Source organism: Ruegeria sp. AD11(2025) (genome assembly GCF_056542405.1).
Window position 1 is genome coordinate 65,908 of sequence record NZ_JBQFZU010000020.1, and the last position, 17,034, is coordinate 82,941.

The window sequence follows — 17,034 nt, forward strand, 5'->3', positions numbered from 1 at the left end:
CCGTGACGAAGGTCGCCGAGACATGGTGCGGGCTGCTGACATGAACGGACTGGACTACCTTGAGGTCAGCGACGACCAGCGTGAATTGACGGTCTATTTCCTGGGTCCAGCGCCCGAAGATTTGCAGTTGGAGAACTTTGAGATTTGCGGTGGTGTGCGAGAGACCGGGATAACTATCATCGATCTGCGACTATGTCCTCAAACAGACCCCGAACGCGACAACTGCGTAGTGCTGACGGTGGATCGGCCCGGCGATTTCTCGACATATTGCCTGTGCCTGACCAATCTGGCCGAGGGCGCCCCGTTTGACCCGCGCTACAGATGCCTTGAATTCAGTTTCAAGGCCAACTGCGCGTCAGATATCGACTGCAAGGTCGAGCGCACTTGCCCCGAGATCACACCGCCACAGCCCGAAATCGATTATCTCGCCAAAGATTATGCAAGTTTCCGCGCATTGATCCTTGATCGCCTTGCGGTCACCATGCCCGATTGGACCGAGCGCCACATACCAGATATCGGCATCACTCTGGTCGAGCTTCTGGCCTATGCGGGTGACTATCTGAGCTACTATCAGGACGCCGTTGCCACCGAAGCCTATCTGGGCACAGCGCGCCGCCGGGTCTCGGTGAAACGCCATGCACGACTGGTCGATTACCACCTTCACGAAGGGTGTAATGCCCGAACCTGGGTGGCGATTGGTACCAGTCAGGACAGGGACATCCGTGCTGGTAGCCTGTCCTTCACCACCAGCTTTGCCGGCGCACCGGACACCAGCGGTTCGGTTCCGAACTGGGCCGCATTCGATGGTATCGACGAGTCGCTTTACGAGGTTTTCGCGCCGCTTGTCTCCGATCCTGAAACTATGTTGCAGCTACGCGCGGCTCATAACGAAATCCATGTTTATACTTGGGGCGACCGGTTGTGCTGCCTGCCCAAGGGCGCCACCGGAACTACGTTGGTGGATGGGTCACCGCCCGAACCGGAGCCGGTTCCAGAACCCGGTGAGCAGGACACGACCAATCTTGATGACTCCGATTGCGATCCGACAGACCCCGGAAACGATCAGGATTGGAAAGGGACACGCGCTCTTGATCTGCAACCCGGTGATATTCTGATTTTCGAAGAGCGCCTTGGGCCAGAGACTGGAAACGGTGCTGACGCAGATCCAACGCACCGTCACGCAGTACGACTGACCGCTGTTGAACCGGCAATCGATCCCCTGAACGGCCAGCCTGTGCTGAGCGTGAAATGGGGCGAAGAAGACGCGCTTCCCGTGCCGTTTTGCATCTCAACCGTCGGGCCTCCACCGGAATGCAGACTTCTCGAGAATGTTTCGGTCGTGCGCGGCAATGTCGTTCTTGCAGATCACGGACGCTGGCGGCTATCCGAGGATCTGGGATGCATACCCCTAGCAGTTGATCCGCCGGTCTGTCTGTCCGAGGGACGCGTGGCTGAGATCACCCCGCGCGCCGGATGCTTCGCACATGTGCCAATTCAAGGCCCGCTGACCTTTGCATCCCCCGTTGATCACGCCGCACCAGCAACCCACAGTCTACGTCAGGATCCCCGTCAGGCCCTGCCTGGTCTGATCATCGTCAGTGAACCAGACCCTGATTGTGTGCCGTCCGGCACCCCGATCAGCATCCCGCCCGGCCAGGTCTCGCGGAACTGGACGGTGGTCCGCGACTTGCTGACAAGCGGCGCACGAGATGCACATGTGGTTGCGGATATCGACGCCCGGCACCAGGCGATCCTGCGGTTTGGCGACAACCGCACCGGCCGCACCCCGGACCCGTTCCACCGCATCCACGCAAGGCGTCGTATCGGCAGCGGGCCGCAGGGCAATGTCGGGGCTGACAAGTTGACGATCCCTGTGCATGATACGTTGATTGACGGGCTGATCCTGACTCCGAGAAATCCGCTGCCTGCCATCGGGGGTTCTGCACCGGAGCCCATCGACGAGGCCAAGCTTTTCGCGCCGCACGGATTTGGACAGCATCTTGCACGCGCCGTCACACCTGCCGACTACGCCGAAATTGCTGAGCGACACCCGAAAGTTCATCGTGCAGCGGCAGAACAGCGCTGGAACGGCAGCTGGTACGAGATACGTGTTGCCGTCGACCCGACAGGGCAGGCCATCGCAGACGAGGGCTTGCTGGATGAGGTTCTCAAGGACCTGAACCGGTATCGCCGTATCGGACATGATCTGGCTGTACGTCCAGCCATGCAGGTGCCGATTGATATCTGCATGGTCATTTGTGTCGACCCAACCCATTTGCGGGCTGCGGTCAGGCGCAATCTGGAGGCTGACTTCGGGTCCGAATGCCTGCCGGACGGCAGCCTGGGGCTGTTTCATCCCGACAGGCTGAGTTTTGGTGAGGATGTAGCACTCAGTTCGCTTATGGCTGCAGCGCAAGCGATCGAAGGGGTAGAGAGCGTGACGGTTACGCGTCTCGAGCGCCGGTACGAAGGCCCCAATGGCGAGCTGGCGGCCGGGGTGCTGCCGATAGGGCCGCTTGAAATTGCACGGGCGGACAGCGATCCCAATGCACCCGAAAACGGACGCGTTGTCTTTGACATGAGAGGTGGCAGATGAGTATCGACCCCACATGCGGGTGCTGCGAAGGCGTCGGCCCCATCACCCCCCGAACCATCCATAACCGATCCGGCCTGACCGAGATTGCAACAAGGATCGGTACGCATCCCGAGTTCTTTGCGACAATGATCGCGCGGCTTACAAGTCACGAATTGCCGGGCGGCTCGCGCCCCCTGCACCGCCTGACCACGCGCGACATGGACGACCCGTCAATTGCACTGCTGGATGCCTGGGCTGTGGTATCGGACGTGCTGGCCTTCTATCAGGAACGGATCGCCAACGAGGGCTATCTGGCCACCGCAACCGAGCGGCGCTCGATCCTGGAGCTGGGACGACTTGTGGGGTATCGGTTGCGTCCGGGTGTCGCTGCCAGCGTTTATCTCGCCTTCACGTTGGAAGACGGCTACGAAGTGACAATTCCGGCAGGTACACTGGCGCGCAGCCTGCCAGAGCCCGGCGAAAACGCCGAGCCGTTCGAAACCAGCTATGATCTCGAGGCGCGAGACAGATGGGGCACCCTGACGCCCAGATTGTTTCAGCCACAAACGCTGTTCCCCGCGACGGGTTTTGAGGGTGTCCGAGAAATCTATCTGGATGGTACCACCACCGGGATCGAAACCGGTCAGGTCATTTTGCTTACAGGTCCGGGGCATCGCCTGCCCTTTGACGTGCGGGCGGTGGAAACCGATGCCGACGCGGGCTGGACCTTGATCAAATATGCGGACAGAGAGGTTCGGCACGTCCCCACTGAGCCCGACATCGAGGTACGAAACCCAACCAGCCCGCTGCAGCAGCTTGATGACGTGCTAACCGCGCTGCGGGAACCGCCATCTGACCAACCGGCCTCGCGGTTCAGGCTCGTCCGCGATTCCGCCCGTGTATATGACGCCACTGCCGATCTGGGGCCGCAGGTCATGGCCGAACTGATGCCCGGCATTCGCCAACCGCTGTTTGCAGCCTATGCAAACGCATCGGTGACTGGCAGCAGACCCGAGGAACGGCTTGGTGCCGAAGCGCTCCGTGTTTCGGCAACACCGTTTGGTGCCACCGCGCCGCTGGATTTTATCTATCGCGATGAAGGCGAGGTTCTGCGACGCGAATGGCCGCTGGCCGAGATGCGCAGCAGTCTCTCGGTCGAAGCGCGGGTAGAGGCCGGTGGCCCGCCCCTATTGGCGGCGGCATTTCTGCAAGAGGTCGATCTGGACGCCGGACAAGCAGCGCCAATCACTCTCTCCCTTCGCATCTGGGACCCGATGGTTTCGTCGCCACAGATTACGATACGCCTGTCCGAACTTTCCAACGCTGACGCGGTGCCAGGCGGTCGTCAACAAAGCCTGAATACCGACATCGACGATGTGCCCATCCGCATCGAGGCGCAGTATACAGGCCCGCTCGATTCAACAGCGGAATTCAGATTAAGCGCAATTCGCGTCATCTGGGGTGCGGATACTGGCTCTGTCGGCTCGGGGCGTACGATCGCAATTACCGCGACGACTCACGGGCCGGTGTTTGCCGCAGCAGTTGTGCCCAATTCGGGGATCAGCGTAAGCATCGACGGCGTGTCAGAGGGAATCTTCGCCGGACAACCTCCTGTCCAAGTTAACGTTTCTCGGGATCGGCAAGCAACGTTGACGATGGACGCAGCCGGAACGACTTTGACCGTTCAGCGCAACGACACCGGTTTCGCAGGCACGCCAACGGCTGCAAGCGTTCTGTCTCTTGACGCGGAATACGACGGAATAGTCCCCGGCGGCCTGCTTCTGATCGATCACCCTGCCGAGGGCTGGCGCATATTCGATGTGCTGGCAGTCCGGAACGCCGCGCGATCCGACTATGGCATCTCTCAAACTGTGACCCATGTTCTGCTTGATGAACCATGGCTGACCGGGCGCGAGGCGACGCTGGGCGACATTCGCGGGCTGAAGGTTCTGGCTGCAAACGATCCCCTGCCCCTGGCTCAGGAGCCGATCACCTCGGATGTATCCGGGGCCGAGATCCAGCTCGACGGATTGTACGAAGGTCTGGAGGCCGGTCGTTGGCTCGCCATCACCGGACATCGCACGGATGTTCTGACAAGTGATGGTCAGGTCGTTCCAGAAGTGGAAGCCACCGAACTGGCCATGATTGCAGGCATTGCACATCGCCCGGCACAGATCATCGGACCAAACGGCAATGTCATTGACCTGCCCGGCGATACGCTGCACACCCGGATCACCTTGGCTGAACCGCTCGCCTATACGTACAGGCGCGACAGCGTTTTGCTGAACGCCAATGTCGTGCTTGCTACCCATGGCGAGACCGTTTCCGAAACCATCGGCAGCGGTGACAGCGCAGCCCGCCTGCAAACCTTTGCGCTGGCCCATGGCCCTGTGACGCATGTCTCGGCGCCAACGCCCAAAGGGACGAACAGCACGCTTTCGGTCCGGGTAAACGATATTCTCTGGCATCAGAGCGAAACGCTTCTGACACTGGGGCCTGATGATCGGGGTTACCAGACCAGCACCGACAATGACGATAATACCTTCGCCACCTTCGGCGATGGTCTGACGGGCGCAAGATTGCCAAGTGGGTCCGAAAACGTCCGCGCGACTTATCGCATCGGGATCGGCGCACCGGGCAATGTCAGCGCTGGCCAGATCCCCACGCTTGGGTCCAAGCCGCTCGGGGTCAAAGAGGTGTTCAATCCTCGGGCCGCCAGCGGTGGAGCCAATCGTGAAACCCGCGATCAGGCCCGAAAGCGCGTGCCGCTTGCTACCCGCGCGCTGGATCGTCTGGTTTCGGTCGAGGATTACACGGATTTCTCAGTTCTCTATGCCGGTATCGACAAGGCCCATGCCGTCCGGCTGTCGGATGGCGGCCGCAATGTTGTGCATGTGACGCTGGCGGGGGCTGATGATGCGCCGATCGACCTGCAATCACAGCTGTGCCGAAACCTGAGGACAGCGCTTGCCGAGTTTGGCGACCCCTCGGTCCCGGTCGTTCTGGCCCCAAGGCAGGCGGCCTATCTTTTCCTGAGCGCAAAAGTTGCGGTTCATCCGGACCACCTGTGGGAACATGTCGAACCGCCCTTGCGTGCTACGCTGCTTGAGCAATTCGGGTTTACCCGGCGCGACCTCGGCCAACCCGTTCGTTTGAGTGAGGTTGTCGCCACCATGCAGCAGGTTCCCGGCGTCGCTTATGTCGATGTAGATCTGTTCGAGGCCCTCCGCGAGAGCGACGCAGCCTCGCCTGAAAACCTGGCCGAGCGGCTCGCTGAGTTTACTAAGCGTTCGGCGCACGAACCCGTGCCTTCGTATCTGAGCGCGGGACTTGCCCATCGGGAAAACGGAACGATCAGAGCAGCGCAGCTTGTGTTTCTGAATGCAAACCTGCCCGACACTCTCATCCTGACCGAGGTGACGACATGACACTGCGCGATCCAGACCGGCTGTATAAGCTGTTACCCGCTGTTCACCGCAAGCGCGACGTCGAGCGGGGTGAACCGCTGCGCGCGTTGCTCCAGGTCATCACCGAACAGGTTGATGTGCTTGAGACCGACATTGAACAGCAATACGACAATTGGTTCATCGAAACCTGTGAAGACTGGGTTGTTCCCTACATTGGCGCCTTGATCGGTTATGAAGCGCCCCCACAGGTTCACACCGACGGAGCGCGCGGTGCCGCGCTGTCGTCGGTCCTGACGCCGCGCCGGGCCGTGGCCAACAGCATCCGGGATCGCCGCCGCAAGGGGACGCTGCCCCTGCTGGAACTGATCGCGGCGGATACGGCAGACTGGCCGTCCCGCGCGGTCGAGTTTTATGGATTGCTGGCCTGGATGCAGCCGCTCAATCACCAACGCCTTGGCCGCGGACGCACGGTCGATCTGCGCGATGGGATGGCCCTGGCTCATCTCGGCGGACCTTTCGAGCAGCTTGCACACGGTGTCGATGTCCGCCGGATCACCTCGACCCGTACGCCGGGCAGGCACAACATTCCCAGCGTCGGCCTGTTTGCCTGGCGCCTGAAACCCTACACGATCGAATACGAGCCCGCCTATGCGCGCGAGGATCAGGGATCAGGGTTATATACCTTCAGCGTTCTTGGAAACGACGCGCCTTTGTTCGCATTGCCTGTTCCCGAAACAGGAGAGGACGCTATTGCCGAACCTCGGAATCTACCGATCCAGATCGAACGGCGGCTTTTTGCGGACAACACGGAAACCTACTATGGGCCGGGCAAGAGCCTTGCGATATGGGTCAGCGACTGGCCGGAGACCGGGCAAAGCGGTCTAGTACCTGCAGAACGGATCGTTTCGACGAATCTCGGCGGATGGCATTATCGCCCGGCGCGCGATCAGGTGGCCGTTGATCCCGAGCTCGGTCGCATAGCCTTTCACACACGCCAGATTCCCGGCGGAGATGTGCATGTGCGCTATCACTACGGGTTCTCGGACGAAACAGGCGGCGGGCCGTACCTGCGCAACCCCACCGAACCTGCAGCGGCATCTCGGTACTTCGTAGGCAAAGAGGCGGAGTTCAGCGAAATCACGGCCGCCCTTGCCAAATGGCGGGAAGAGGATCCCGACGATGCGGTCATCGAAATCACCGACGGCGGCGTCTATACCGAACGGCTGACTGTCGATCTGCGCGATGGTCAAAGTTTACAATTGCGCAGCCGGGAAGAGAGCCGCGCTGTGTTGCGCCTACTGGATTATCGCTCTGCCCGCGGCGATGCTTTGGTAATTAGAGGTGGTACAAGCAGTCGTTTTTGCATCGATGGCCTTGTCGTCGCCGGGCGCGGTCTGCAAATCAGGGGACCGCTCGCGGAACTGCGGATACGCCATGTCACGCTGGTGCCCGGCTGGAGCCTAACCTCGGATTGCATCCCGGACCGACCCGGCGAGCCGAGCCTCGATCTGGTTGACGGACCTGTCTCGTTAGTGATCGATCGCTCGATTCTCGGTCCGATCCAGATCAGCCTGGACGAAGTGGGCGCGGACCCGGTCGCCGTTTCAATTCATGACAGCATCATCGATGCCTCTTCGGACACGCGCGAGGTGATTGGTGCGCCATCCTGGCCATTGGCGCACGCGACTCTGGACATCCGCCGCTCGACCCTGATCGGCAAGGTGCAAACCCACGCGATCCTGTTAGCCGAAGACAGCATTTTCACCGGCGATGTACGCGTCGCCCGCCGGCAAATCGGCTGTATCCGGTTTTGTCATGTTCCGGTCGGTTCACGAACACCGCGCCGTTACCGGTGCCAACCGGATCTTGCGATCGAAGCGGCGCTGTCCGCATTGCCCGAATTACCTGTAAGCGGCTCGGTTTCAGTGCCTGTCGAAATTGGTGGCACGGCGACCGGGCCATCCGGCGCTTCACCCGAAACAGCCAATCTGCGACTTCGACTCGATACAACCGAAGTAGCTCCTGGCATCGGTCAACCCTTTACGCTGACGCTCGGCATTGACAATCTTGGGCCCAACTCCGCCAAGAACCTCGTGGTCACAATCCTGCCACCCCGAGACGCAGATGATCCGACCGGAAGTGCCTTTGAAAGCGGCTCCGATGTGACCGTCAGCCGAGGTGCCCTGATCGCCGACAGCGATCCGCCTGTGTGGGAGCTGTCAAGTCTGGGCCCTGGTGAATGTGCCGTGCTGACGGCTAATTTGGTTGCCGCTGCTCCGGCCGACCCACCGCATTTGAGCGCAAACATCTCGGCATATGAATTTGAAGGTGACGCCGCCGACTATATAGCAGGGTTGCGCAGTGCGGCGGCTTCCGAAATGCGACCAATATTCACCGCTCGGCGATATGGAAGACCTGCATATTGTCAGCTTGATTTGTGCACTTCGCCTGGCATTCGCGACGGCGCGAGCGATGCTTCTGAGATGGGTGCATTCCATAGTCTTTTCCAACCGCAACGCACGGCTGCGCTGACTGCGCGGCTTGCTGATTACGTTCCCGCCGGAATATCCGCCGGGCTCATTTTTGCCAATTAGGAGGGTGGAACCATGAAAGCCGACCTCAGCCGCGACAGTTACCACCGACAGCACGGATATGCCCGAGTCCTCATGCAGCAAGGGCGCGTTTTGCTGGACGCCGACTGGAACGAACAGGTGTCCATCCTGCTCGAGCAGACCCGAAATCTGGCCGCCGACCTGATTGGGCCGCACGGCGGGCCGGGTGACGGGTTCAAGATCTCTTGTTCCGACGATCTGTTGTGCGATTTCGAAATCGGCTGGGGGCGCTACTATGTCGATGGCATAGCCTGCGAACTGATGCCCGATCTGCATTGCCCACCGCAGGGTGAAGCGGTGCCGATCCGCTATACGACGCAACCCGACTTCCCGGTCACCGAAGGCGGTAAGGAAGAACTCAGCCCCGGCGGGCGGTATCTTGTATATCTCGACGTATGGGAACGGCATCTGAACCACCTGCAGGCCGATGGCATCCGCGAACTGGCCCTGGGCGGACCGGACACCGCAACACGCGCCAAGATCGTTTGCCAGGTCAAAGTTGCGGCTTTGGGCAAAGAGGGCGACGAAGACCTGGGGTGCGAAGAACTACTGGATGCCCTGGTCCGCAACCCGTTGACCTTGCCGCGCTGCCTTCGGGCACGAGCAAAGGTCGACATGCCATCCGAAGACCCCTGTTTGGTGCCGCCGACAGCTCAGTACCGGGGACCCGAAAACCAGCTGTACCGGGTCGAGATACATGACGCGGGCGCTGTGGGAGGTGCAAAGGGACAAGCAACTTTCAAATGGTCGCGCGACAACGGTTCGGTTGTGTTTGGAATACGCAGCCTTGAGGGCGCTACCGCAACACTAGAAAGCCTCGGACCGGATCAGGCGCGGGGGTTGAAAGAAGGCGACTGGGTCGAAATCCTCGATGACGGATCCGAGCTTACGTCGACCCCTTGGCCCTTGTTCGAAGTGGCAACAGTCGATCGTGTAAACGCCGAGATAACCTTGTTGGTACCTGAAGGCACAGTGCTGCCGGTTTTCACTGAAACCGCGAACACCCACCCGATACTACGGCGCTGGGATCAGGGATCGGCTGCAATCCCGGTACAGGAAGCCAAATGGATCGAGCTTGAGGACGGTGTGCAGATCTGGTTCGAACAGGGCGGCGACTACAAAACCGGCGACTACTGGCAAATCCCGGCCCGCACCGCGACTGCGGATGTGTTGTGGCCGCAGGAAACCGGCCCGGATGGTTCGCCCTGGCCCAAAGCCCTGTCGCCGCGCGGCATCCGGCACCATCTGGCGCCGCTGCGCCGCATCGATCTGGACGAAAACGGGCGCGTCACCTGTGCGGAAGACGAGTGCCGCTGTGTTTTCCCGTCACTTTGCGCTCTGACATCGCCAAGTGAATCCGAGCCTCCGGAACCGGAACCCGAATTCTCGCGTCAGACGTTGGGCATTATCGAATTCGAAGCCGAAACGGCGACACCACTCGACGCCTCGATCGAGACGCTTTCAGCAAACATTTCTCACCTGCGCAGTTCTATCGAAACCGGCTCGTTTCATCAGGTCGAGATCCGCTCGATCTCAATCGAGCCCGAACCGGTCGGATTGGCACTGGGCGCGCGCCGGGCTGAATTGGTCGCGGAATCCTATCTCGAAGCCGGAGTTCCAGCGGCAAGTATTGTCAGGACGGCAGTTCGGATAGCAGACGATGGTGACCCACGGGTTGAAAGTGATCTGATCCGGCGTGTGAAACAGTCGTCACCCGCCCCTTCAGGCTCATCAAACACCTCCATCACACCGGTGAATGACGTTCCGGGGGTCGGCGACATCTCTGCTGAACGGCTAATTGCCGCCGGTATCGAAGATGCGGCCGCGTTGGCCCAGCTTAGTCTTGACAAGCTGGTTGAAATTCTGAGCCCGGCAAGTGGTCGCGCCTTTCCCCGCAGCAGGGCCAGTGAAATCCTTCGGGAAGCAAAACGCTTTGAATGACGGCAGTTGCGACCCGAGCCTGGTTACTACCCGTTCAGGCAATGTTGCACGGATGCGTTTTCAGGTCCGCCCGACCTTGATAGCCCTGATTTGAGTATTGATTTGCAGATGAAAGACAGATCCAACACCCGCCCCAGACAATCGCCACGGTCCGGGTCTTCCTAAGGATAACCTGTGATCGCCGGCTCAGTCTTCCAGGGCGGACTTTTGCCCTCCCAAAAGGCGCAGGACCAGGCTGGCTATCAGGCTCAACCCGTACCAAGTTGCCAGAAAACCGACACATTCCAGCGCGAAAGATCCCCATTTGTAGAACAGATCGGCAATTACGAAGGCAATAAGCAGCCAAGGCCCTTCCTGACGAACAAACGCTGAAACACCTTGTGATTTAATGGCTCTGTGCATGATTTCGGTCCCTGAATTAAATAAAAGATGCAGGATCAGACGATCACAGGCGGTCGACGGCTTGGTGTGTCGTATCGCTGTTGTCCGAACCAGGTCATTGTCGGTTCAATATCGCTCTGATTGCCCCCGCCCTGTAACGTGTACCCTGCCGCCAACCATGTGAATCCGTCATGGGCAACCTCGGAGCAATTGGTGTAATCGCCCCATTTCATCAAGGTGGGTGTGTCCGTTCCCCGTCGTGCAAGAAGCAACCGCCATAGCCCGTCGATATCGTCATAGGTTCCGACGACATGGCTTGGATGCAGATTACCTCCGCCAGCAAAGAGCGACAGCCCGACATCTCCGAACCGATTGACCGCGGTGGATGGATAGGCAAACGCGATTTGACTGTTCCAGATATCCGGCTCATCAATCAGGGTCATCGTCGCCTCATCGATACGGACGGTTCGGACAAACGGGCGCTGCCTGTTGGCCTGACGGTTGGCTGTCCACATAAAGCCTAACGTTCCCCGCCCCAGCCATCCGGCGGTAATGCGCGGATCGGTCCGCGACATCCAGTCACCACCACCTGCCGTCAGCGAGGAATAGCTTCCTGCAAACCATGGCGTGACGTCGATATCAAACTCTTCAACATCTGGCGACGTTTCGGGCCACCTGAATACACGTATTTGCGAGTTCGAATTATGGCTGGCAAAGTACATAGCGCCGCGTGCGCCCTGAACGCATCTCAGGGAAAAATTGTCCTGCGTCTCGAAAATGTCGAAAGAAAGTCCGGACGCAGCAGCAATTTCATCCAATGAAATCCGCAAGATAATGGATCGTGTAAAGATGTTGGTACCAACTGAAAACACGTTGGTACCAGCGTAGAGATAATTCTCGGACAGCAAAACGTGATTATAATCGAACCATTCTTCGTCCCAGTCCGGATCAACACCGGACGGTGTAAAATCCCACAGGTTCCACGCATCGTTTCCCAGGGTCCGTCCCTGTTTGGCGGCAAGCCTGAGCGTGTTGCTTCCGTCCCTCTCAACATATTGCAGAAGCCAGATCAGCAAATCGCGGCTTGGGTCATATACGGTAGTCTGGTCGCAGCAGAACCCGTTGTCGACCGGAGGGAAAAGCGTGAACGGACTCATATGGGACCAGCTTTGGCCGCCATCCAAAGAGCGGCTTGCATACCAGTTTCCAGTTGCCAGAAGCTGGTTTCCGTTCTGGGAAACCGTAGGTTCGCCAACCGTCGAGGTTTGGCCGTTGGTGTCAAAATCGGTAAGGTTTACTGTATTGAAAATACTTGGTTGATGAGTCGAGGGCATAGCGACCTCCGTGGATGTATTGCCGTAAAAAATGCGATCATCTGATCAGTAGTCCAAATCGGTTGGGTTTACGTCACTGCCACTGCTCTCGGAGTTGTCCTCCTCAAGAGCCGGGCCACCCGTGCGACGCTTACTTGAAACTTTTTCGTCACGCTCGCTCAGCATTTGAGGGGTCATCAGGCCTGACGCTTCGGCCCGCTCTCCCAGAGCAGACATTGCCGAGGGCTGCGGTCTGACCTGAACCTTGCCCTTGCGGGTACTGAGTTTTCTTTTTGCTTGGTTTGCCATTCAAGCCTCCTGTTCGTTCGGGCACCAAACGCATCCGAACTGATTAATCTCAGATCATCTTGAATGCGCCGATTTTAGTATATTTCGCGCAATTTTTCAATTGAATGGATCGGCTGTTCCGCTGGAATCCGCGCCTTGATCAAGCGACGCGAACGAGTCCCGGGGCTCAGACACTAAAAACGATCGAGATTTTTTGAACACTGATTATTCGCGCGGTCTAACAAGTAAGTATTGGTTTTCCGACGCAGATCAAGCTCTCGGCCTTCGCAACTTCGATCAAGGCCGGAAAATATGCTAGACTTCTCGTGTTTTCGAGCGGGGCGTCGGATGAGCCAGCTAAACGATTTCGAGACTGAAACTATTGAACAAGCGGAATTCCAGAAGCGAACTCGGCGTTATTTTCGTGCTGCAAAGCTGATAGCCAGCGCGCGATCCGAACGTGATAGTGACGCGTTACGCAGGGCCGAAGCCTTTGCGATCGGTGCCGCTGTTGAATATCGCCTGAAAGTCGCTGAGGTTTTGCAGGTCACCCCGCCTCCTGATATTTCCGAAAACCTTCTGACACAGCTCGATTATGCGGTGGAAACTTATCCAACAATTCCTGACCTGTATTGGGACAAAGCAGTCATACAGGGCCGTTTCTTGAGCGATTTCGAAGCAGCACAGATATCGCTTGATCTGGCGCTAGTGCACGGAATGTCCCATCCATTGTTACCTCGCCTCCAATCTTTAATTCACGATGCGGATGGATCAGCCAAGCCCGACGCCACGCCCACCAGAGCATTGCTCAGATTGTTATTCCGTTTGATTCACGCCACAGCAGACGGCGACTTCGGAGGCGTGATCGGACCTACATCAGGTCACAACCTGCCGGTCAACTTCGACGACTACCTGGCGCACGCCAGGAATCTGACCAAGGAAGGGGCGGACACGAAACCTCTTTTTGATGGGTTTGAGCAACTGTCTTCGGCACGACTCGTCACCGCCGACGCGCTCGATTACGGGCTTGAGTTTGTTTTTCGCGCGACCGAAGCAGGCAGCGACGAAAATGCAGCCCGTCAGGCGTTGTCCGAGCTGGCCAGCTATCTACGGGATTTCTCGTTTCATGAATCCGAAGGCCAACCGTCTGGTCACAGTTTGCGCAAAGCCGTCAGGCTGGCGCGTCGCGGTTTGGATATTGTCGAGACGACGCAAGTTCCGCTCGATCCGGACCTTCACGCGGATTTGTGGCTGGCGCTTGGCCAAGGAACCGGCCGTCCCGGAAATCTGGACGTTGCCCAGACATTTGCGGCCTATACAACCGCACTCCGCCTCAAACGCGCGGCCTCCAACACGGTCGATGAAAACAGGTTAGTCGACCTCTTAAAGAGAATGCTCGACTATGCAGTACAGCTTGGCATTGCGGCGGATACTGGCATCTCGGGCCTGGGCGAAGCGCGGGCGGCGCTGGAAGCTTCATATACTGCTGCAAGGGAAATTGGCGACAAGGATCAGGTTTTTCTGATCGGGCTTCAATACAACAACCTTTTGAGCGCCATCGCGCAACCGGATTTTGCCCTCAAGGTGCTGGATGAGATGCTGCCCGATCTTGAAGGGGAACGACGCGTCGATGTTCTGCTGGAAAAAGCGATGCGGCTTTCCGAGGCACGCAGAAAGCGGGAGGCGCTACTGCTGCACGAAGACCTTGAGCCGCTGATAAAAATGACCGATGCACGGACGCGCTGCATATTCTGGAACTCATTTTCCAACGCGCTACGCGAATTAAAGCTGTTTGACCGGGCGCTTGTTTCAATTGACAAAGCGATCGCGGTGAAACCAGACCCCGGAGAATACATCGATCAACTGGGGCCGATGCTTCATACGAACCGCGGTCGCATTCTGCTGGAGCTATCGCGCCCAGAAGAAGCCGAACATGAGATCGACGAAGCCGCACGTCTGATGGCGGCAAATGCACCAATCGGTGATGAGAAAATTCGATCAGCCGGGCTGCGCACACAGGTTCTGCTGCAGAAAGGTGAATACACCAAAGCACACGACACATGTGAACACGCAATCGACCAATTGTTCGAGCGCCTGACGCATGGGGGTGCAGACCCCATCGTTTGGACCTCGATGCTTCAGGAATGGAGCAGATTTGACGGGCTTGGGATGCTGACAAAGGTCAAAGCAGAACGCCCGCCCGACGAAACATTGGGATTTGCCGAAGCGGCGAAGGGTCGGCTCATGCGGCTGCTCACCCGCGGTGGGGGCGATGACGAAAAGAAGTTGCTAGCACCTATAGGCATGATGCCCGCAGTCGAGGCCGCCAGAGATTGGGTTCGCGCGGAATCCGGACGCCAGATTCTCTCGTTCTTTTGCAGCACCAACGTTCTGGCATTGTTCACTGTTCAAGGCGCAGAGGCCGACGTTACGTATCGCTGGATGGATGGTTGTATCTATGACGAGTTTCGCGATCATGTTTTTTCTCCGTGGCAGAAAGTAACAGATTGGTCACTCGATCGCCGGATTCAGCAGGCGCTTGCATCGCAACGCGCCCCGCCGGACCTGCTTTTGGACGCTGCAGAATCCATGAGCGGTATGGTTCTGGATAAGCTTGGCAGTCTGATCGACGAACTGGCGCCACAGCTAAGACATGGCGGCAGCCAGCTCGTCATTGTGCCTCATCGGGTCCTTCGGTCTATGCCGCTGTGCAATGCACGATTGCCGGATGGCAGGTTTCTATCCCAACTGTTTGATGAGGTTTCCGTCGCGCATTCGATTGCCGAGTTCCTGAATACCGACACCGACACCGACACCGACACCGATCTCCGCAGTTCAAAAGCGGGTGTTGGTCCACGTCTGATACTTGATCCGTGCGGCGATCTGCCCTTTGCGCGGCTCGAGGCATACGACGTCCCTGCCGAACGGGTAGCAATGGGTAAACAGGCGACAAGGCAAGAGTTTTTGAACGCCATTTCAGAAGACGCGCGTGTATTGGTTTCAGCACATGGCGAATTCTGCCCGAACGATCCGTGGTCCTCTCAAATAGCGTTTTCAGATGGTCGTATGGCGCTGTCCGATCTTGTGTCCGAACATCGGCTGGCGACCCGTCTTATGATCCTATCATGTTGCGAAGCGGGCCTGTCGCAATCCAGCAATTCGGACGAGCCGTTCGGTTTTCCAAGCATTCTTCAGGCCGCCGGTGTTTCCTGCGTTATTGCGCCGACCTGGCGCGTAGACGACCTGGCAACATGTCTGTTGGTGTCACGAATACTGCACGAGCTGGGTAACGGATGCGCTCAGGCGCGTGCGGTAGGATTGGCCAGCCACTGGCTCAGACAGCTCTCGGTCCATGAAACGCTTGATTGTCTTTCCGGGCTAAAATCGGGGGCGGGGACAGGCGCTTCTGGTGACACTGATGCGGTGCTTAACGCTCTGACAGAACAGGAGCAGTGGCTGACGGAGAATTTTGCAGGGCCCGAGAAACCCTTTGACGCACCGCTCTACTGGGCTGGATTCCAGCATTTTGGTTTTCCGCCTGCATTGTCCTGAAACAAAGGGAGTAAACCAATGAAATTCGACAAAGTTGTTATATTCGCTCCTGAACCGCAGAGTTCAACGCTGGGACGTCCCACCTCAGCGCGTGGCGAAACCCGGAGCACACAGCTGGCGAACGCTGTAGAAGTTGGTGTGGATGTGATGGAGCAGAACGTTACCTCTTTCGTTGAAAGTGTCTCGACGATGATCGATGCCGCTGAAAAAGCGGTGGTTGGCGAAGTGAACCTTGATACCGTTGAGATATCCGTTCAGGTCGGCACAGACGGAAAAGTGGGGTTCATGGGCATAGGCCTGGGCGCCAATGCAACCTCCAGCATGAAAATCGTGTTCAAAAGAAGAACCAGGGCAAACTAGGATTCGGGTCACCACGAGATCGATTGATGTTCTGATCGATCGCCTCCGACGCTGACTTGAATGTTCGCGAGCCGAGATCGTTATGGTTCACCGGACAGGCAATCTTTGGGATAAAGGCGCAGACATACCAACCGTTTCCAGTTGAAAAGACGCCAGCCAAAGGGGCTTTTCCGCAGCATGCGTGAGACACAAATCCTGATCGGGAAATGGAAGGAACACTGCAAAACTAAATGACCGCATACTGCTATGGGCTATCATCCACCAGCCACGGAAACCGTCGTCGCGATGGACCTAAGACAAGTCATGCCTGAGCAATCGAACTGGACCACTTGGATGAAGTTGCACCGGAGCCATAGACCAATCCGTTAAGAGTTTTTCCGGGCAAAAATGCACGCTACGCCCCATTTTTTGCAGTTTTGCGAAAACTCCATCAAAAAAAAGCCCCGAGGCTTGTCAAAGGAATGGCCATTCTCTAGGACCGAGCGCGAATTACCTCTAATCGAATGGTTCAGTTATGTTGATTACGCCCATCCTCCTTTGCGGAGGTTCTGGAACCCGTTTGTGGCCCTTGTCGCGTAAGAGCTATCCTAAACAATTTGTGTCTC

Annotated in this window: 10 protein-coding genes; 7 read left to right on the plus strand and 3 right to left on the minus strand. The window is 58.0% G+C overall.

What is annotated here, in order from left to right; genetic code table 11:
- Nucleotides 1–40: 40 nt before the first annotated feature.
- Genes ACR1XY_RS17580 through ACR1XY_RS17595 form a run of 4 tightly spaced genes read left to right on the plus strand, consistent with a single transcriptional unit; the run spans nucleotide 41 to nucleotide 10,535 of the window.
- Nucleotides 41–2,596 (plus strand): putative baseplate assembly protein, encoded by a 2,556-nt coding sequence (locus ACR1XY_RS17580; RefSeq protein ID WP_480595105.1) that lies wholly within the window; start codon nucleotides 41–43, stop codon nucleotides 2,594–2,596.
- A complete protein-coding gene (locus ACR1XY_RS17585; protein ID WP_480595109.1) occupies nucleotides 2,593–6,003 on the plus strand; it encodes a putative baseplate assembly protein in 3,411 nt (1,136 codons plus the stop codon). Before ACR1XY_RS17580 ends, ACR1XY_RS17585 begins: the two co-directional genes overlap by 4 nt.
- The gene (locus tag ACR1XY_RS17590) at nucleotides 6,000–8,576 is read left to right on the plus strand and encodes a hypothetical protein (protein ID WP_480595112.1); all 2,577 of its coding nucleotides are present in this window, start codon (nucleotides 6,000–6,002) and stop codon (nucleotides 8,574–8,576) included. Before ACR1XY_RS17585 ends, ACR1XY_RS17590 begins: the two co-directional genes overlap by 4 nt.
- A 12-nt stretch (nucleotides 8,577–8,588) precedes the next feature.
- Nucleotides 8,589–10,535 (plus strand): DUF6519 domain-containing protein, encoded by a 1,947-nt coding sequence (locus tag ACR1XY_RS17595; protein WP_480595114.1) that lies wholly within the window; start codon nucleotides 8,589–8,591, stop codon nucleotides 10,533–10,535.
- Nucleotides 10,536–10,721: 186 nt separating this feature from the next.
- On the opposite strand, the gene ACR1XY_RS17600 is transcribed toward ACR1XY_RS17595, so the two are convergent.
- Genes ACR1XY_RS17600 through ACR1XY_RS17610 form a run of 3 tightly spaced genes read right to left on the minus strand, consistent with a single transcriptional unit; the run spans nucleotide 10,722 to nucleotide 12,538 of the window.
- Complete coding sequence (locus tag ACR1XY_RS17600; RefSeq protein ID WP_480595116.1) at nucleotides 10,722–10,937, minus strand: hypothetical protein; 216 nt, start codon at nucleotides 10,935–10,937, stop codon at nucleotides 10,722–10,724.
- A gap of 35 nt (nucleotides 10,938–10,972) precedes the next feature.
- Nucleotides 10,973–12,250, minus strand: coding sequence for a hypothetical protein (locus ACR1XY_RS17605; RefSeq protein ID WP_480595119.1), 1,278 nt, complete (start codon nucleotides 12,248–12,250; stop codon nucleotides 10,973–10,975).
- A gap of 45 nt (nucleotides 12,251–12,295) precedes the next feature.
- Nucleotides 12,296–12,538: a hypothetical protein gene (locus ACR1XY_RS17610; protein ID WP_480595122.1), complete on the minus strand. Its 243-nt coding sequence runs from the start codon at nucleotides 12,536–12,538 to the stop codon at nucleotides 12,296–12,298.
- A 327-nt stretch (nucleotides 12,539–12,865) separates the two neighbouring features.
- On the opposite strand from ACR1XY_RS17610, the gene ACR1XY_RS17615 reads away from it, so the two are divergent.
- The 3 genes from ACR1XY_RS17615 to ACR1XY_RS17625 form a co-directional block, all read left to right on the plus strand.
- Nucleotides 12,866–16,069: a CHAT domain-containing protein gene (locus tag ACR1XY_RS17615; protein ID WP_480595125.1), complete on the plus strand. Its 3,204-nt coding sequence runs from the start codon at nucleotides 12,866–12,868 to the stop codon at nucleotides 16,067–16,069.
- Nucleotides 16,070–16,087: 18 nt separating this feature from the next.
- A complete protein-coding gene (locus ACR1XY_RS17620; protein WP_480595128.1) occupies nucleotides 16,088–16,429 on the plus strand; it encodes a Pepco domain-containing protein in 342 nt (113 codons plus the stop codon).
- Nucleotides 16,430–16,943: 514 nt separating this feature from the next.
- Nucleotides 16,944–17,034: sugar phosphate nucleotidyltransferase (locus ACR1XY_RS17625; RefSeq protein WP_480595140.1), on the plus strand; the 91-nt coding region annotated here is incomplete at its 3' end.